16 protein-coding genes are annotated in these 16980 nt (G+C 68.8%); 8 read left to right on the top strand and 8 right to left on the bottom strand.

Translation table 11 applies throughout. The annotated features are described in order from the left end of the window. Nucleotides 1–273 precede the first annotated feature (273 nt). A complete protein-coding gene (locus tag HPO96_RS06145; protein ID WP_171671714.1) occupies nt 274–1101 on the bottom strand; it encodes a GNAT family N-acetyltransferase in 828 nt (275 codons plus the stop codon). Nucleotides 1102–1269: 168 nt separating this feature from the next. Here HPO96_RS06145 and HPO96_RS06140 point away from each other — a divergent pair, with 168 nt between their 5' ends. Further along, the gene (locus tag HPO96_RS06140; RefSeq protein ID WP_171671712.1) at nt 1270–1665 is read left to right on the top strand and encodes a hypothetical protein; all 396 of its coding nucleotides are present in this window, start codon (nt 1270–1272) and stop codon (nt 1663–1665) included. Nucleotides 1666–1713: 48 nt separating this feature from the next. Next, a complete protein-coding gene (gene aroQ / locus HPO96_RS06135) occupies nt 1714–2292 on the top strand; it encodes a gamma subclass chorismate mutase AroQ (RefSeq protein WP_202885513.1) in 579 nt (192 codons plus the stop codon). A 134-nt stretch (nt 2293–2426) separates the two neighbouring features. On the opposite strand, the gene HPO96_RS06130 is transcribed toward aroQ, so the two are convergent. Further along, nucleotides 2427–3248: a DeoR/GlpR family DNA-binding transcription regulator gene (locus HPO96_RS06130; protein WP_171671710.1), complete on the bottom strand. Its 822-nt coding sequence runs from the start codon at nt 3246–3248 to the stop codon at nt 2427–2429. A gap of 242 nt (nt 3249–3490) precedes the next feature. Here HPO96_RS06130 and HPO96_RS06125 point away from each other — a divergent pair, with 242 nt between their 5' ends. From HPO96_RS06125 to HPO96_RS06100, 6 genes are all read left to right on the top strand, one after another. Next, a complete protein-coding gene (locus tag HPO96_RS06125; protein ID WP_171671708.1) occupies nt 3491–4528 on the top strand; it encodes an autoinducer 2 ABC transporter substrate-binding protein in 1038 nt (345 codons plus the stop codon). Further along, the gene (locus tag HPO96_RS06120; RefSeq protein WP_171671707.1) at nt 4528–6009 is read left to right on the top strand and encodes a sugar ABC transporter ATP-binding protein; all 1482 of its coding nucleotides are present in this window, start codon (nt 4528–4530) and stop codon (nt 6007–6009) included. Before HPO96_RS06125 ends, HPO96_RS06120 begins: the two co-directional genes overlap by 1 nt. Beyond that, a complete protein-coding gene (locus tag HPO96_RS06115; protein WP_171671705.1) occupies nt 6006–7025 on the top strand; it encodes an ABC transporter permease in 1020 nt (339 codons plus the stop codon). The genes HPO96_RS06120 and HPO96_RS06115 overlap by 4 nt, the downstream gene beginning before the upstream one ends. A gap of 155 nt (nt 7026–7180) precedes the next feature. After that, on the top strand, nt 7181–8176 hold the full coding sequence (locus tag HPO96_RS06110; RefSeq protein WP_171671703.1) for an ABC transporter permease: 996 nt from the start codon (nt 7181–7183) through the stop codon (nt 8174–8176). After that, nucleotides 8173–9669, top strand: a complete 1497-nt coding sequence (locus tag HPO96_RS06105; protein ID WP_171671701.1) for an FGGY-family carbohydrate kinase — start codon at nt 8173–8175, stop codon at nt 9667–9669. The genes HPO96_RS06110 and HPO96_RS06105 overlap by 4 nt, the downstream gene beginning before the upstream one ends. Next, the gene (locus HPO96_RS06100; protein WP_171671699.1) at nt 9670–10080 is read left to right on the top strand and encodes a serine integrase family protein; all 411 of its coding nucleotides are present in this window, start codon (nt 9670–9672) and stop codon (nt 10078–10080) included. It abuts the gene before it with no gap. A gap of 51 nt (nt 10081–10131) precedes the next feature. Here the strand turns inward: HPO96_RS06100 and HPO96_RS06095 are convergent, their stop codons facing one another. The 6 genes from HPO96_RS06095 to HPO96_RS06070 form a co-directional block, all read right to left on the bottom strand. Beyond that, complete coding sequence (locus HPO96_RS06095; RefSeq protein ID WP_171671697.1) at nt 10132–10347, bottom strand: antitoxin; 216 nt, start codon at nt 10345–10347, stop codon at nt 10132–10134. Nucleotides 10348–10452: 105 nt separating this feature from the next. Beyond that, a complete protein-coding gene (locus tag HPO96_RS06090) occupies nt 10453–12975 on the bottom strand; it encodes an ATP-binding protein (protein WP_171671696.1) in 2523 nt (840 codons plus the stop codon). Beyond that, nucleotides 12972–14225, bottom strand: coding sequence for a DUF6923 family protein (locus HPO96_RS37545; protein WP_184999614.1), 1254 nt, complete (start codon nt 14223–14225; stop codon nt 12972–12974). The genes HPO96_RS06090 and HPO96_RS37545 overlap by 4 nt, the downstream gene beginning before the upstream one ends. Then, the gene (locus HPO96_RS06080; RefSeq protein WP_171671694.1) at nt 14218–14985 is read right to left on the bottom strand and encodes a bestrophin-like domain; all 768 of its coding nucleotides are present in this window, start codon (nt 14983–14985) and stop codon (nt 14218–14220) included. Before HPO96_RS06080 ends, HPO96_RS37545 begins: the two co-directional genes overlap by 8 nt. Then, on the bottom strand, nt 14982–15917 hold the full coding sequence (ispH, locus tag HPO96_RS06075; RefSeq protein ID WP_171671692.1) for a 4-hydroxy-3-methylbut-2-enyl diphosphate reductase: 936 nt from the start codon (nt 15915–15917) through the stop codon (nt 14982–14984). The genes HPO96_RS06080 and ispH overlap by 4 nt, the downstream gene beginning before the upstream one ends. Nucleotides 15918–15929: 12 nt before the next feature. Then, on the bottom strand, nt 15930–16973 hold the full coding sequence (locus HPO96_RS06070) for a family 2 encapsulin nanocompartment cargo protein polyprenyl transferase (RefSeq protein WP_171671690.1): 1044 nt from the start codon (nt 16971–16973) through the stop codon (nt 15930–15932). Between the last annotated feature and the right edge of the window lie 7 nt (nt 16974–16980).

The raw sequence follows: 16980 nt of genomic DNA, 5'->3' as shown, positions 1-16980 counted from the left end.
GCTGTCGACCCACTGAGCCTCGTATGTGCGTAGGGCACCTCGTTGGTGGCCAAGGTGACGACTGAGCCAGCTGCCGCGCGAGGTTTCCGCGCGGTCGCGCGGTTTGGCCGGCGCGCAGGAGTTGTCGCTTGCCGTGCAACCAGTTTGCCTCCTGCATCGCATCCCAGGTCCCTCAACCACCGAATGACTGGCGCTAACGACATGAGGTAGTCCGCCCCAAGGCCGTTCCGCGCGCTCAGCCCTGCGTGCGGAGCCCCGGTCCCAGTCTGCACCTCATGTCCTTAGCGACCGGAGCTGGTGGCGGATCCAGGTTGAGCGGGGGTAGAGGTCGATGAAGCCGGCTTTGTGGAAGTTGCGGTGTGAGGGGTCGGGTTCGTCGTTGTCGGGGGTTGTTACGGAGGCGAAGAGCCAGCGGCAGCCGGCGGTTCGGGCGTGTTCGATGCGGGCGGCGATGAGGGCGGTGTGGATGCCTTGGTTGCGGTGGTCGGGGTGGACGGCGCCGACGGCGAACTGGGCGGATTCGCCGTCGACGCGGACGATGCCGGTGCCGACGAGGCGGTTGGCGGTGAAGACGCCGTACGCTGCCATTCCGGGAGTCGCCAAGGTTGCTGCGAGCAGATCGCCGAGGGCCGGCTTCAGGCCGAAGGTTTGCTGCTGCAGCTTCGACCATTCGCTCAGGTGCTCGGAGTTCAGTCGGCGGGCTCGGTGCGCTCCGGTGACGTCCAGGGGACGGATGGCCTCGCGGACGAGGACTGTGAACATGGGGTGTTCGACCAGGTTGAACTGTGCGGCGATCTCCGGCCACTGGTCCGGCAGCGCCTGGGGAGCGAAGGTGAAGCTGGCGGTCGGGCTGCCGGCGGTGCGGTAGAAGTCGAGCAGGTCCGCGACGAGTTCGGCGTCCACTGGTCGGCCGAAGCCGAGGCCGAGCACTGCGGAGCCCATGCCGTAGGGCTCTTCGGCGATCGAGAGGACCAACCCGTCATCGATGCGCCGTCCGGTGATGCCGAGTGCCTTGCGCAGCGACGGCGGAACGGACAGGACCGAGGCCGTCAGACCGGTCTGTGCCCGTTCGGCGAGCTGGGCCAGGGAGTGAGTGGTCATGCGAGCGATGCTCGCGGCCGCGCAGTTCGGTCTCCAGGTCATTGCCGAGTCGATCTGTGCTCACCACGCCGCCGTGAGCTCCGAGTGACCACCTAACGGCCTGGTGAGTGATACCGAGACCAGGCGAGTCTGCAACGGCCAATCAATTGTCTTCGAAAGGACGTCTTCGTGTCAGGACTGTTGAAGCGCTGCGCCCTCGTGCTCACCGCGCTGCTCGTGTCGTCAGTTGTCGCTCCGGGCTCCGCGTGGGCCGGTAAGAACGGGCAGCACGTCGAGGTCTGCGTCATCAAGGACGCCGACGGCGTCAAGTTCCACAACGCTGCCATCCACGGCTACGACCACCTCGGCAACTACCGGGTCACCCGTGCCTTTTCGCCCCGTCAACAGGACTTCGGCCTCTTCTGGTGTGGCCGGCCCGCGGAGGACATCTGGTTCAAGGGCAACATCACCGTCTACTTCGCCGGAACCGACCTGAAGGCGATCGCCGCGAAGAACGCCAACGTCCCCAAGTCCCAGCCCGGCGACTGGTACCGGGTCGACTCGCAGGGCGCTCGCAAACCATAGGCCTCGCGTAGGCTCGGTCGGGTCGACTGGGGATGTTGTGGAGGTCCGATGCGAGTTCTTGGCCGGATGATCTTGGTGGTGGCGGTCGTCGCGACCGGGCAGGTGGTGACGCCGGCGTTCGCGAGCGAGGCAACCGTGGCGGTCGCGCCGGCTCGCGTCGGCTTCGCCGAGCTGACGGAGCTCGTCGTACGGCGGATCGAGGTCGGCGATCGGGTGGCGGCGTCGAAGTACTTCAGCGGGCGGCCGGTCGACGATCCGGTGCGTGAGCAGCAGATCTTGACGGCGGTGCGTGCGGAGGCGATCGAGCTCGGTATCGATCCTGAGGAGACCGCGGATTTCTTCCGGGCGCAGATCGAGGCGAGCAAGGTGGTGCAGCGAGGTTTGCTGAAGCGCTGGGCGGCCCACCCGGACGAGGTGCCGACGACCGGTCCCGATCTGGACGCCGTACGCCGGGAGCTCGACCAGCTGACCACGGATCTGCTCGCTGAACTGGTAGTCGTCGACCAGCTCCGCAACGCCCGACCCCACTGCCAGATCGAGTTGCTGCTAGCAACCATCCCGGCCGCGGCGCCCCTGGATCGCCTGCACCGCAAGGCATTTAAGGTAGGTACCGAAACCATCTGCTGATGCCTTTCAGCAGCGCCACATCACGCGCGTGGGTCGCGGCTGTCGTTCACGTCGGCGGTGAGGTCTTCGCCGGCTGCCTGCAGGTGGCAGGTGTCCAGCCCGCGCCCGATCGCGACGTGCGTTCCGATCCGCAGCTAGAGGCGGCGGGGCGGGTGGTACGTGGGGGGCTGGGTGGTGCGCCAGTCGTCGGTGGGGTCGAGGGAGGCGCGGACGATCCGGCCGGCGAAGGCGGGGAGTTCGGAGTCGGTGAGGCGGTCGTCGGTGATGACGAGGTCGAGCTCGGAGGCCTCGGCGATGAAGCCGACGCAGCGGGCGCCGAAGGCTTGGGAGCGGGCCAGGCCGACGCGGCGGTCGCCGGCGGACAGCAGGGCGCGGGCGGTGGAGACGTGCCAGGTGTGGGAGGTGGTGATCCCGGCGAACGGGTGGATGCCGTCGACCTCGAGGAAGACCCAGTCGGCTTGCTGAGCGGCGAGGAACTCGGCGGTGGCGGCGCCCGAGACGACCGTGGAGCCAGGCGCGTCGCGGAGTTCGCCGCCGGCGATGACGACCCGGATGTTGGGCTGCCGGCTGAGCCGCTCGGCCGACTGCAGGTCGGTGGTGACGACGGTCAGGTCCTCGACGTCGAACAGCGTGCTGACCAGCCGGTCGATACAGACGCCCGCGCCGAGCGCGATCCGGTCGCCGTTGCGGACCATCCGGCGGGCGGCGTGCGCGATGGCGTCGACGCCGGTGTCGGGGGTGGTCGCCATCGCGACGGCCGGGATGTCGGCCGTCCGCCGGCGGACGCCGCCGTGCAGGCGTTCGACCAGGTCGTCGCGGACGAGGCCCTGCAGGTCGCGGCGGATCGTGGAGACGTCGACGTCGAGGCGGTGGGCGAGATCCTTGACCTCGACGTACTCGCGGCCCTCGACCTCCCGAAGGATCGCCCGCTGCCGCGCGTTCAGCCGCAACCGCATCCGTCGCCTCCCTCTGGCCGGTCCGTCGGTGAATCGTTTGCCGCCGGGTAGTGCCCGACTGTAAACCATCGGTCACCAGGCCGTAAGGTCGCAACTGCCCGAAATCGGACCGTCACTCAACCATTGACATAGACCGGAACCAGCCGCCAGAGTGAGCGCACTGCACGAATTCGTGCAGCGAGTCGTGCAGAAACGTGCGACATCAAACGCTGGTTTGCCGACCGCGCCAGGAGGAGTTTCGCATGCTGAGGACGTCACGGGTAGTGTCCGGCGGCCTACTGATCGCGATCCTCGCCGGATGCGGCACGGTCGACCAGGGCACGACGGCGCCGCCCGCCGGACCCCCCTCCTCCTCTTCCAGTGCGGGCGGCGCTTATATCAACGTCGTGAAGCTGACCGGGATCGCCTGGTTCGACCGGATGAACTCCGGTGTCAAGGAGTTCGCGAGCACGGCGAACGTCAAGGCGACCCAGACCGGCCCGTCGACCAACAGCCCCGAGCAGCAGGTCAGCCTGATCCAGGGCCTGATCGCGCAGAAGCCCGCGGCGCTGGCGATCGTCCCGTCGGACCCGAGCTCGGTGATCCCGGTGATCAAACAGGCCCGGTCCGCGGGGATCAAGGTGGTCACCCACGAGGCCCCGGCGCTGACCGACGTGGACGCCGATATCGAGGCGTTCGACAACGCGAAGTACGGCCAGAAGATCATGACCGACCTGGCCGCGTGTATGAAGGACGGCGGTGAGTACGTGCAGTTCGTCGGCACGCTGACTGCCGCGACGCACATGGCCTGGACGACGGCGGCGTACGAGCTGCAGCAGCAGAAGTACCCGGGGATGAAGCGCGTCAGCGCGCCGGTCGAGTCGAACAACAACGGCGACCAGGCGTACCGCAAGGCCAAGGAGCTGCTCCAGGCGCATCCGAAGCTGGCCGGTTTCCAGGGCGCCTCGTCCGAGGACGTGCCGGGGATCGCGCGCGCGATCAAGGAGGCCGGTCTGCAGAACGACACCTGCGTGTTCGGGACGGGCGTTCCGTCGCAGACCAAGTCGTTCGTCGACGACGGGTCGATCGACGCGATCTATCTGTGGGATCCGCAGCTGGCCGGCGAGGCGATGCTGAGCGCCGCCAAGCTGATTGTGGAGGGCAAGCAACTCGCCGCGGGGACCGATCTGGGTGTCAAGGGCTATGAGAAGCTCACGGTCTCCCCACAGAACCCCAAGGTCTTCCTCGGCGACGCGATGCTGGTGCTGACCAGGGCCGAGATCGGCAACTACGACTTCTGATGTCAGCTCCCATCGTCGAGGCGGTCGGCGTCTCCAAACGCTTCGGAGGTGTCCGTGCGCTGACCGAGGTCAGCGTGGCGTTCCGGCCCGGCGAGGTGCACTGCATCGCGGGCGAGAACGGCTGCGGCAAGTCGACGCTGCTGAAGGTGATCAGCGGCGCGCACCGGCCGACGTCCGGGCAGGTGATCGTCGACGGGACGACGTACGACCACCTGACCCCGCGTCAGGCGCTGTCGGCCGGGATCGAGGTCATCTACCAGGACTTCAGCCTGATGCCGAACCTGACCGCCGCGGAGAACATCGCGTTACCGCGGTCCGTCGCCGGCGGGCGACGGCTCTATTCCCGTACGGCGGCCCGCACTCTGGCGGAGCGGGCCGTCGTACGGCTCGGGGTGGAGATCGAGCTGGACATCCCGGTCGGCGAGCTGACCGTCGCGGAGCGGCAGCTGACCGCGATCGCGCGGGCGCTCGCGCACGAGGCGAAGTTCATCGCGATGGACGAGCCGACCACGGCGCTGACCTGGAAGGAGGTCGACGCGCTGTTCGCGGCGGTCGGCCGGCTGAAGGAGGCCGGGGTCGCGCTCGCGTTCATCTCGCACAAGATGCAGGAGATCTTCTCGATCGCCGAGCGGGTCACCGTGCTGCGCAACGGCGCGGTCGTCACCAGCGGCCGGCCGGACGAGTTCACCCACGCGTCGCTGGCCGAGACGATGACCGGCCGCGGCAGTCAGAGTTTCGACCGGGTCGCCCCGCGGAACAAGAACCGGGCCCCGGCGCTCCGGGTCCGCGGCCTCGGCCGGGAGCCCCTGTTCGCGGATGTCGATCTCGAGGTCGGCCAGGGCGAGATCGTCGGCCTGGCCGGGTTGCTCGGCTCCGGCCGGACGGAGATCGCCGAGGCGATCTGCGGCGTCCGGCCCGCGCAGACCGGGACGGTCGAGGTCCTCGGCAAGGCGATCAACGTGCGGTCGCTCAGCGACGGCGTCGCGGCCGGGATCGGTTACGTGCCGGCCGATCGGCTGACCCAGGGCCTGTTCCTCGACCAGCCGATCGGCGACAACCTCGTCGCTACGCACCTGCCGGCCCGCCGCGGCTTCCTGAACGGCCCGGCGATCGAACGGCGCAAGTCGTCGGTCGTCCGCGATCTGCGGATCAAGCTCGGCAAGCTGACCGACCCGGTCCGCTCGCTGTCCGGCGGGAACGCGCAGCGCGTCCTGCTCGGTAAGTGGCTGGTCGGCGAGCCGAAGGTGCTGATCCTGAACGGCCCGACGGTCGGCGTCGACGTCGGCTCCAAGTTCGACATCCTCGGCGTCCTGAACGCGCAGTCCCTGCAGGGGCTGGGCGTGCTGATCATCAGCGACGACGTGCCCGAGCTGATCTCGATGTGCCACCGGGTGCTCGTCGTCCGCAGCGGCCGGATCGTGCGCGAGCTGAGCGGTGACCAGTTGCGCGAAGACACCGTTGTCGAGGCGGTCACCGCATGAGACGGGTGTTGGCGAACCAGGAGCTGCTGCTGATCGGGCTGATGGCCCTGCTGGTGCTCGCGGTCAGCCTGAAGTTCCCCGACTTCTTCGGCCTGCAGACGCTGTTCAACGTGCTGACCGCCTCGATGGTCGGCATCCTGTTCGCGGTCGGCGTGATGCTGGTCGTGGTCTCCGGCGGGATCGACGTCTCGTTCCTTGCCGTCGGCATCCTTTCGGCGTACGCGACGGTGAAGTACGGCCCGCAGGGCGACGGCCCGTTCGGCGCGCTGCCGGTGTTCGCGCTCAGTACGGCGATCGGCCTCGGGCTCGGCCTGGTGAACGCGGCGGTGGTGATCGTGGCCCGGACGTCGGTGCTGATCGCGACGCTGGCGACCAGCTCGATCTACCTCGGCACGATGTTCGCGTTCGTCGGCGGCGAAGTGATCTCGACGCTCCCGCAACCGCTGCAGAGTCTCGGCAGCACCCATCTGTTCACCGCCAAAGGCGCCGTCCGCGGGACGACCAGCCTGAACATCCTGATCCTCGTCGTCCTCGTGGTCTGCGTGCTGGTCTGGGCGTTCCTGCGCTTCACGATCGCCGGCCGCAGCGTCTTCGCGGTCGGCGGGGACGCCGAAGCGGCGTCGCGGGCCGCGATCTCGGTACCCCGCACCCGGGTGCTGGTGTTCGCGATCGCCGGCGCGGTCGCCGGGCTGGCCGGGATCATCTCGGTCACCTTGAGCGGTCGCGCGGATCCGACGACGTTCATGGGCCGCGAGCTGGACACGCTGGCCGCCGTCGTCCTCGGCGGTGTGGCGATCGCCGGTGGCAAGGGCACCGTGCGCGGCGCGGTCCTGGGCGTCCTGCTGATCTCACTGGTCACCGCGTCCCTCGTCCCACTCGGCATCCCGACGATCTGGCAGCGCGCGGCCGTGGGCGCGTTGCTGATCGCCGGCATCCTCCTGCAGACCGCGATCGGCCGTAGGCAACGCATCCGCCCCATCCTCGACGCGCCGGCGCCGGAGGTGACCAATGCCTAAGAGGGCATCTGGGAACCCCACGTCTACTGCGCTGCACTCGGCACGGCATCTCGCCGCACGGGTGCAAAGGGCACGATGCTCCGCATCGAACCCTCCGCCCCCGCGCACCGAGCTACCGCACCGAGTACATGCTCGCTACGACGTGGAGTCCCCAGATGCCCTCTGAGCGCTTCCGCACTCTCCTCCTCACGATGGGCGGCCGCGCCAGCTTCATCCGGCTGCTGGTCGTCGCGGTGGCGATCGTGGTGGTCTTCGGCGTACTGAATCCGTCCGTCTTCCTCAGCGGCCAGAACCTTCAGTACGTCGAACTCGCGTCCCCCGAGGTCGCGATTCTCAGCCTCGCGATGGCGTTGACCATGCTGACGGCCGGGATCGACCTGTCGGTTGTGTCGATCGCCAACCTGTCCGGCGTGGTGGCGGCGCTGCTGATGACGAACGGCCAGTCGACCGGTCTGGCGTTGCTGGGCGCAGTTGGTACCGCGCTGGCTTGTGGCGCGGTCAACGGGCTGCTGGTCGGCTACAAGCACGTGCCGCCGATTCTGGCCACGCTGGCGACCGGTCAGCTCTTCTCGGGGCTAGCGCTGGTCGCATCGGGCGGCACTGTGGTGAAAGGGCTGCCGGAGTCCTTCACCCGGATCGCACTGGTGACCGTGGCCGGGGTCCCGTTGATCTTCTGGGTCATGCTGATCGTGGCCGCGATTGTCGGCGTAGTTGTCGCCAAGACACCGCTGGGCTTCCGGATGCGGCTTGTCGGGGCCAACCCGACCGCGGCGGACTTCAGCGGGATCCGCCGCGCCCGAGTGCTGCTGGCGACGTACGTAATGAGCGGTGCGCTCGGTGGCGTGGCCGGTCTGATCATTTCCGCCCGTGCCGGCGGTGCAAACTCGGACTACGGCGCGTCGTACGTGCTGTTGGCGGTGGTGATCGCCGTCCTCGCCGGTGTGGATCCGGAAGGCGGCTACCTGACCGTCGCCGGTGTCGTGATCGCTGCGATCGCGATGCAGCTGCTCGGCGCCGGTCTGCTCTCGCTCAGTGTCAGCTCGCACGTGGTGAACATTTGCCAGGGTCTGTTACTGGTCACCATGGTCTTGCTGAACACCTGGGGAACTGCCTTGTCCGGGCTGTTCGCACGCCGGAGGGTGACCGCATGAGCTACCTGATCGGCGTCGACATCGGCACAGGTAGCACGAAAGGCGTGCTCACCGGTCCGGATGGCACTCTGGTCGCCACCGCACGCCGGGACCACGCACCGACCTTCCCGCAGCCCGGCTGGGCAGAGATGGACGCCGAACAGGACTGGTGGGGCGATGTCGTCGCAGTACTGCGCGAGCTGACCACAGCGCACCCGGAAGCGCGGGTCGCCGCGGTCTGCGTGTCCGGGCTCGGCCCATGCGTCGTACAGACCGATGCGGAGCTGCAGCCTCGGCGTCCGGCGATCCTGTACGGCGTCGACACCAGAGCGACCGCGGAGATCGACGAGATCACCACTCGGCTCGGCGCGGACGCGATCCTGGTCCGTTGCGGGAAAGACCTGTCCAGCCAGGCGATCGGGCCCAAGCTGGCCTGGCTACGCCGTGAAGCCGGTGACGCCTGGCAGCCGCAGGACCGGTGGTTCAGCGCACACACGTACGTCGTGGCGCGGCTGACCGGGGAGTGGGTACTCGACCACCACACAGCCAGCCAGTGCGACCCGTTCTACGACATCCAGTTGCAGGACTGGGCAACTGACTGGGTTGAGGCCGTCCTGCCCGGTCTGGCGTTGCCGCGGCTGGTGTGGCCGGCTGAGGTGGTTGGCAACCTGCACGCCGAGGCAGCCGCCGCGACTGGGCTCGCAGTCGGTACGCCGGTGCTCGCAGGGACTGTTGACGCGTGGGCTGAGGCCTTCAGCGTCGGAGTCCGCCGTCCGGGCGATCTGATGCTCATGTACGGCTCGACGATGTTCTTCGTCCAGGTGCTGACCGCTCCGACCAGTGTGCGCGGGCTGTGGACGACGTCCGGCGTCGAGCGTGGTTCACACACTCTGGCTGCTGGGATGGCGACGTCCGGCATCATCACCAACTGGCTGCAGGAGCTGACCGGGGGAGTGCCGTTCGACACCCTCGTGTGTGAGGCTGCGGCAGTGCCGGCCGGTAGTGAGGGCCTGGTGATGCTCCCGTACTTCAGTGGCGAGCGGACGCCGATCTACGACCCGCTGGCGCGTGGAGTGATCGCTGGGCTGACACTGCGGCACCAGCGTGGTCACCTGCTCCGAGCGACGTACGAAGGCATCGCCTGCGGCGTCCGCCAGATCGTCGCCGAGTTCGAGGCCGCAGCGGGGCAGCCGGCGCGGGTAGTAGCCGTTGGTGGTGGCACGCAGGGCGGCCTGTGGACACAGATCGTCAGCGATGTCACCGGTCTGTCCCAGCAGGTGCCTGCGCAAACGATCGGAGCTGCGTACGGCGATGCCCTGATGGCCGCCATCGGCGTCGGGCTCGTACCAGCGGAGACCGACTGGGCTCAGCTCGACCACACCGTCCAGCCGAACCCAGCGACCACCTCGACGTACGCAACGCTCTTTCGCACGTACGCCGAGCTCTACCCGGCGACTCGACGCCAGGTGCACCGACTGGCTCGGTCGGTGCAGACAACGGACGGGGGCGAGTAGATGATGATCGGCCGCCCGAAGCCACTCGCCCTGGGATACGTCCTGCGGCGGTGCTCACTGCGGCACTACGAGATCGGCGCCGAACAACAAATGCTCGCCGAGGCAGCCAAACTCCAAGGTCACACTCTGGGCACTGTGCACCTCGACGACGCCCTCACCGACCCGGACGGTTTCCGCCTGCTACTCGAAGCTGCTGAAGAACCGCATGTGGACGCGATCATCGTCCCGATGCTCAGCCTGCTCGGCAGCCCCGACGACCCGCAGTCGAAGTTCAGCCAGTTGCTGGCCCGCGGCATCCTCGTGCTGAGCGCGGACCAACCGGTCGTACCACCGGAGCCGCCGCCGATCGACGGCGTCCCGCTCATCCAGGGATGCGTACCCAAACGCCGCCAGGTCCGCTCCCGCACCTAGACATGGCCGGAGCGGCCGCCCCGAAGGGCAGCCGCTCCGTGGGGACGACGGTCAGGCGTTCCTGTCCTCGATGTCGTCGTTCTCGCCGTCGAGACCGTCCAGGCGGTCCTTCGCGAAGTCGGTGCCCTTGTCGATCTTGTCGCCGTGCTCGCCGCCGGTCTTCTCGTTGGCGAACTCGCCGGCCTTGTCGAGGCCTTCGCTGACCTTGTCGCCGTGGTCGTCGACCGCGCCGGTGGCCTTGTCCTTCAGGTTGTCGAACATACCCATCGTCTTTCCCCGTTCTCTCGATGGTTGTCGTTGCCTTCCGCCCCCGCCGATACCCGTTTCCCCGGATCTCACACCCTCGCGGCGAAGTTTGTGCGGACATGATGCTCAGAGCAACGGTCCCAGCGCGCTCCGCCGGGCCACGCCGAGTTTCCGGAAGGTGCTGGTGATGTGGTCCTCGATCGTGCTCACGGAGAGTTTGAGGCGGCCGGCGATCTCGCGGTTGGTGAGACCCTGCGCGGCCAGCCGGGCGACCTCCAGCTCACGGGGCGACAGCTTGTTGTTGTAGCCCCGCCGTCCGCGCTTACGCGGCGCAGCGAAACCCGCTGCGCGCAGAACGCTCCGACAGCGCTCACCGTCCCCACGGGCGCCGAGCGCGTCGTACGCGCGCGCAGTGGTCCGCAGCACCTCGGCATCCCCCTGGGACAGGAGATAGCGCCCCAGTTGTTCGCGTGCGACACATTCGTAGTACTTCCAGCCCAGCGCGCCGTACTGCGCGGACACCTGCCCGAAGACCGGGAGCTCCGGCCGGACGACGGCATCGACCAACGTCGCCGCCGCAGCGGCTGCGGGAGCATTCAGATCCGCCACTGCCTCGATGAACTCGTCGGCCAGCCGTGCTGCCTCCTCCCAGCGGCCGTTCGCGACCAGCGACGTACAGGCGGTCACAACCAAGTCGCTACAGCCGGCCCACAGCGATTTCCTGCGGACGACGTCCAGGCAGCTGGTCCAGCTCGCGTCCGGACATGCAGCGACGGCCGCAGCATGCACCTGGAACGGACCGAGCGACGTTCGCGCGATCACCGACTCGAGGATTGCCTTGCCGGCAGCGATGTCGCCGCGGGCCAGGCGATGCCGGCCGTCGATCAGATCCAGCTCGGCGACCACCAGTGGTAGCCCGGCCGCCAAGGCGCGGGCTCGGAGCAACCGCTCCTCCAGCGTGGCCCAGTCCGCAGCCGCGAACGCCACGCGGACCTGTGCAGCGGCCGCAACCGCCCGCTGGTACCGGCCGCTCCCGGTGTCCCCGAAGGACTGGCGTTGACCGAGCCAAGTCCGCGCACTGGCGGCCTCTGCGCCTGCTACCTGGTCCGGCTCGCCCAGGGCGAGTCGAAAGCGCGCCTCATTCGTCCGCACCGCGAGGCGCGGCCCCGGGTCGACAGTCTCGTAGGCGAACGAGCGCGCCTGTCGCAGCCAGGCCCGCTGCTGCGTCAGGGCTTCACTGCCGTACGTCGGTACCGCCAGCGCGGTCAATGCCCACGCGATCGACCCGGGATCGCCGTCCAGCTCGTGAATCGCCGCCGACAGCTCGCGCCGCCCGGCCCGGATGTCTCCGGCCCGATCGTGTAACAGCAACCCGAGCATCAGCCGCAGCCGCCCGCGCGTCACCCCAGGGATGTCGGACTCCGCCAGCACCTCGGTCAGGACGACGATCGCGTCGTCCCACGACTCGCTGTCGGCCAGTGCGGCCCGGCCGAGTTTGGTCGCGAGCCGGGCCCGGTCCGACCAGGGGAGAGCCTTGACGTCGAGCATCGCCGTCAGCTGCTCGGCCGCGGTCAAGAGGTTGCCAGTAGCAACGGCGTGGTCGGCGGCCAGCTCGGCGTGGGTCAGCCAGGTGCCGATCAGCCCGCCGCGGCGCGCGTGTTCGGCGATGCGGGCATGTGGCGGCGGTGTGATCGACGTGAGTGCCCTTGCGGCCTGGCGGTGCAGCCGACGGAGCTCGTCCGGCGGCAACATCGTGAGCACGGCCCGACGGGCCAGCGTATGTCGATGGTCGTACAGCCCGGGCCGCTGCTCCTGCAGTAGCCCGGTAGTCAGCGCGTGGTCGATCGCTGCGGTCAGCGTCGGCCCGGTCAGCCCGGACACCGTGCCGAGCAGGTACTCCGGCGCCGCAGTCGTCAGCACGGCGGCGGCCCGAACGACATGTCGACATGACTCCGGGACTTCGCGCATCCGAATCCCCAATGCGGCCCGCAACGCCACTGGTGGTTGGGTTTCCACCAGTGCGCGGCGTACGTCGGTCTCGATCGTCGGACCGGGCCGCACCGCGCGCAGAAACTCCAGCACAGCGAACGGCAGCCCACCGCTGTGCCGAGTCAGCTCCTCGGCCAGCGCGATCGGCAGGACTCGTCCGCCCAGGTGGCGCGCGGCTACCGCCTGCACCTCGGCCGCGTCGAGCGGCGCGAGCCGGACCTCGGTCAGTCGTTCGGTGAGCAACCCGAGCTCACCGACCTCTGGCCGACAGGTCACCACCACATGCACACCGGCCGGCATGCGTGCGGCGATGAAGCGGACCAGGCGCAGCGTCTCCGGGTCGGCCCATTGCAGGTCCTCAATGGCCAGCACGATCGGATTCAGGCCATTGAGCCCCTTGAGGACCGCAGCACGCCGGTCGGCGGTGCGGGGATCGACTCCGAGCACTTCGAGTAGTGCAGCCAGCGGTGTGGCACCGGCCGGCAGGCATTGGGTGAAGAACCACGGGACTGGGTGTCTGGCGGCTGCCTGGCGCAGCAGGTGGCTCTTGCCCACGCCGGACTCACCGACCACGAGGATCAGGCCGGAGCGTCGGGAGAGCGCGGTTTCTAGAGAGTTGAGTTCACGGTCGCGGCGGGCTTCGGTACAAGTAGCGTTCATGGGCGACGCATTCGTCGTTGGGCGGCCATGGCAGCACCGCCGGAGAGGATCAGGATCACGGTGGCGAGCGACCAGCGGCGCATCGTCTGCACGGCGCGGCTGGTGGACTCCTGGTCGGCTGCCGCTTGCTGCGCGGCGACGAACTCCTTCGGTGGCTGCTCGGGTGCCGGCGGCACTGGTGTCGGTGTCGGAGTCGGCGTCTCGTCAGGTGGGAGTACCACCTGCTCTGCCGGCGGTGTGGGCGTCGGAGTCGGTGTTGGAGTCCGGACCGGTGTCGGAGTGGGCGTTGGTGTCGGAGTCAGCGTGGGCTTGGGTGCCGGTGGGCGCGGCGTCGGCGGCCGAGGAGTCGGCGTCAGAGTCGGTCGCGGCGTAGGCGTAGTCGGTGGCCGCGGGGTCGGTGTGGGAGTTGGTGTCGGCGGGAGAGCGCGGCTCAGGCAGCCCGCTGCCTCGCTCCCGGCGATCGCCGCCCAGGAACTCACCTGCTTGGCGGAGCCGTCGAAACCGATCTGGTACGCCCGGCTCGGTCGGCCATGGCCGGTGTGCACCGCGTAGATCGCCGACGAGCTCACCACGACCGAGGTGTACGAGTCCTGCCACGGCACGCCCGGCACCGACGCGACCACCCGCATCGCACCATTCGACGGATCGAGGCTGACCACCTTCGCCGTATGCCCGTACGTCGCAATCCCGTACAGCGTGCCGCTGACCGGGGAGGCGCCGAAGTCGTCGACCGACAGCCCCACCGGCACTGGTTTCAACCGCACCACCGCGATCACCTTCCGGTACGACGAACTGGCCGGGTCGATGTTGATCGTGTAGAGCCGGTGGTGGTCGCGGATGTAGAAGCGCGAGCCGAACACAGTGCCGCCGATCGGATCCGCCAGCCCGCCGACGCCCTCGCGCAGCTGACCCAGATCGACGACCGCACCCCGGCGGTCCACGGTCACCAGCCGTGGCCGCCGCAGCAACCAGCCGTTGCGATCCCGAGTCGCGACGCCGTACACGAGGTCCTGCTGGCTGGAGTACCCGGCCGCTTGGATCTGGTAGTTCAACCGGCCCAAGTCGGTCGACGTCCCCGATGGCAGGTCGACGCGGACCAGCCGGGACAGCGACGAGTAGTAGGTGGACCGGAAGTCGAAGATCGAGCACTCCGCAGCCGCCACCGACGGCTGGGCCACGAACAGGACGCCGGCGGCCGCGGTCGCGCCGACCACGGCCACACCGGCGAGCGCTCGGCGTACCTCACCCACTGTCGCCCAATCGCGCCAGCGCGGACAGGAACGCCTCTGGACCGACGTCGGCACCGCCGCTGAACGGGTTCTGCAGTTGGTAGATGGCGAACAGCAGCAGGCCGATCGCACCGGCCAGCATCGACACGATGAACGCGTACGAGTAGAGCCCTGGACCGCCGAACATGAACATCAGCGCGACCGACATCACACTGCCGATCAGGATGGCGAACCAGACCACTCCGCTGACTCCGCTCCCGCTGGAGTTCAGCCGGACCTGTCGAGCCTGATAGACGTTCCAGACCTGCGTAGCGGCCTCAGCCCGGCTGTCTGCCTGCCGCTGGGTGGTCGTCTTCGACTGCTCGACCGTTCGCTGCAGCTCGCTCAGCAGAGTCCAGCCGGTGTTGCCGACGGCACGGCCCTCCCGCATGGCCGGCCACTCGCGCTCTGCGACCTCGGTCGCGTAGTCGCGGGTGAGCGTCTCCACCTCGGTCCGGCTGGGCTCGGGTAGGACGTTTCCGGCCCAGCGCACCGCGACCAGCGCGTTCGCCTCGTCGTACGTCGTTTTGTCAGCAGAGTCCATCCCGTCGAACAGCGAGATCAGCACGAACGCCGCGATCACCACATTGACGCCGCCGACCACGGTGAAGACTTGGCCGGCCACCTCGTTGTTGGCCTCGCGGCCGCTGTTCTGGCGCCATTTGCGCAGGATGACGGCCAGTACCGCGGTGACGGCCATCGTGCCGACCACCCAGACCAATCCAGTGACGAACAGACTCATACGTGCCTCACCGCCGGCGGTAGCGTGAATCGGACGGTCTCCCGGGTGACCTCGTGCTCGATGACCTCCACCGGCCCGAACGAGGCGATCCGGTCGATCACCTCGGCCACCAGCTCCGGTGGCGCGGACGCGCCCGCGGTCAGCCCGACGACGCGGACGCCGGTGAACCACGCCTCCGGGACGTCGGACGCCGAGTCGACCCGGTACGCCGTCGTACCGATCCGCTCGGCGAGCTCGACCAGGCGGACCGAGTTCGACGAGTTGGCCGAACCGACCACCAGGACCAGGTCGGCTTGCTCGGCGATCACGGACAGCGCAGCCTGCCGATTGGTGGTCGCGTAACAGATATCGGCCGTGTCCGGGCCCCGCGCCCCCGGGAATTTGTTGCGCAGGGCATCGATCAGCGCGGTGGTCTCGTCCACCGCGAGCGTCGTCTGGGTCAGGTACGAGACCCGCTCCGGATCCGGGACCACCAGCGACTCCACGTCGGCCAGCGTCTCGACCAGAACCGTCTGATTGGGCGCTTCGCCGAGCGTCCCCTCCACCTCCTCGTGTCCGGCATGCCCGATCAGGACGACGGTGTCGCCGCGCGCGGCGTACCGCCGGGCCTCGACATGGACCTTGGTGACCAACGGACAGGTGGCGTCGACCACCTCGAGCCCGCGCTGCGCGGCGTCCCGATGGACGACCGGCGCGACCCCGTGCGCGGAGAAAACGACCGTGGCGCCCTCGGGCACCTCGTCCAGCTCCTCGACGAAGACTGCGCCGCGTTCGCGTAGGTCGTCGACGACTCTGGTGTTGTGGACGATCTGTTTACGGACATAGATCGGCCCTGATCTGGCCGCGAGCAGGCGCTCGACGATGTCCACTGCGCGTTCGACCCCGGCGCAGAACGACCGGGGCGACGCGAGCAGGATGGTTCGGGTCGTCATCAGGATCCCCCCTCAGTGATCGCGATGTGTGGCCAGCCGGGCCAGCCTCTCGAGCTCGGTGGACGCCGGCGCGATTGCGCCCGCGATGGTCAGCTCTCCCAGCGCAGCGGCCAGCAGAGCGTCGGCCTGGGCCTGACTGGTCGCCCGGCCGCCGGCCCGGTCCACCAGCGCGGCCGCCCGGACCAGGTCGGTCTCGGACAGCTCCTCGGTCTGCCCGTACAGCAGTGCCAACTCCCGACCAGCCGGACTGCCCGAGGCGAGTGCAGCGACCACCGGCAACGACTTCTTCCGCCGGGTCAGGTCGGAGTACACGGGTTTACCGGTGACCGCCGGCGTCCCCCAGATGCCGAGCAGGTCATCGACGTACTGGTAGGCGAGCCCCAAGTCCTCGCCGTATAGGCGTAGCGCGTCGACCTGGTCCGGCCGTCCGCCACCGAGCAGCGCACCGAGCGCAGTACTGCAGCCCAACAGCGCACCGGTCTTCAGCTGCGCCATCCGCACACACTCCGCCGGTACGACGTCCTCCCGGGTCTCGAACTGCGCATCGGCCAACTGGCCGTCGACCAGCTCCTGCACGGCCGCACCGAGCATCCGCGCCGCTTCACCACGCGCCGGGTGCCCGCTGGCGACCAGTACGTCGAAAGCCAAGCCCAGTAACGCATCCCCGGCCAGAATCGCCGGGCCGAGGCCGAACACGGTCCATGCGGTCGCCCGGTGCCGCCGGGCGGTGTCGCAGTCCATCACGTCGTCGTGCAACAGGGAGAAGTTGTGCACGAGCTCCACTGCGACTGCGGCTGGTAGTGCGGCCTCCGTCGTCCCACCGACCGCATGCGCGGACAGCAACGCCAGTGCGGGCCGAATGGCCTTGCCGCCGTCGGCCTGGGCCGGACGACCCTCCTCGTCCGCCCAGCCGAAGTGGTAGTCGGCGATGCGCCGGGTGGCCGGGGGGAGTGAGGCTACCGCGGCGCGCAGTGCCGGCTCGACCTGCTCGCGACTCCACGCGAGCACCTCGGCCGCCGATCGGTCACCCTGACTGGTCTCCTGGAGTGTTGACATCTCATGC

The organism is Kribbella sandramycini, assembly GCF_013131805.1.
GTDB lineage: Bacteria > Actinomycetota > Actinomycetes > Propionibacteriales > Kribbellaceae > Kribbella > Kribbella sandramycini.
Note: the sequence above shows the minus strand (reverse complement) of the source record. Positions and strands in the feature narration are given on the sequence as shown.

Bases quoted from the DNA above. Each gene is read 5' to 3' on its own strand.
- HPO96_RS06145 (WP_171671714.1), bottom strand. From the start codon at position 1,101: ATGACCACTCACTCCCTGGCCCAGCTCGCCGAACGGGCACAGACCGGT.
- aroQ (WP_202885513.1), top strand. From the start codon at position 1,714: ATGCGAGTTCTTGGCCGGATGATCTTGGTGGTGGCGGTCGTCGCGACC.
- HPO96_RS06130 (WP_171671710.1), bottom strand. From the start codon at position 3,248: ATGCGGTTGCGGCTGAACGCGCGGCAGCGGGCGATCCTTCGGGAGGTC.
- HPO96_RS06125 (WP_171671708.1), top strand. From the start codon at position 3,491: ATGCTGAGGACGTCACGGGTAGTGTCCGGCGGCCTACTGATCGCGATC.
- HPO96_RS06120 (WP_171671707.1), top strand. From the start codon at position 4,528: ATGTCAGCTCCCATCGTCGAGGCGGTCGGCGTCTCCAAACGCTTCGGA.
- HPO96_RS06115 (WP_171671705.1), top strand. From the start codon at position 6,006: ATGAGACGGGTGTTGGCGAACCAGGAGCTGCTGCTGATCGGGCTGATG.
- HPO96_RS06110 (WP_171671703.1), top strand. From the start codon at position 7,181: ATGCCCTCTGAGCGCTTCCGCACTCTCCTCCTCACGATGGGCGGCCGC.
- HPO96_RS06105 (WP_171671701.1), top strand. From the start codon at position 8,173: ATGAGCTACCTGATCGGCGTCGACATCGGCACAGGTAGCACGAAAGGC.
- HPO96_RS06100 (WP_171671699.1), top strand. From the start codon at position 9,670: ATGATGATCGGCCGCCCGAAGCCACTCGCCCTGGGATACGTCCTGCGG.
- HPO96_RS06095 (WP_171671697.1), bottom strand. From the start codon at position 10,347: ATGGGTATGTTCGACAACCTGAAGGACAAGGCCACCGGCGCGGTCGAC.
- HPO96_RS06090 (WP_171671696.1), bottom strand. From the start codon at position 12,975: ATGAACGCTACTTGTACCGAAGCCCGCCGCGACCGTGAACTCAACTCT.
- HPO96_RS06080 (WP_171671694.1), bottom strand. From the start codon at position 14,985: ATGAGTCTGTTCGTCACTGGATTGGTCTGGGTGGTCGGCACGATGGCC.
- ispH (WP_171671692.1), bottom strand. From the start codon at position 15,917: ATGACGACCCGAACCATCCTGCTCGCGTCGCCCCGGTCGTTCTGCGCC.
- HPO96_RS06070 (WP_171671690.1), bottom strand. From the start codon at position 16,973: ATGTCAACACTCCAGGAGACCAGTCAGGGTGACCGATCGGCGGCCGAG.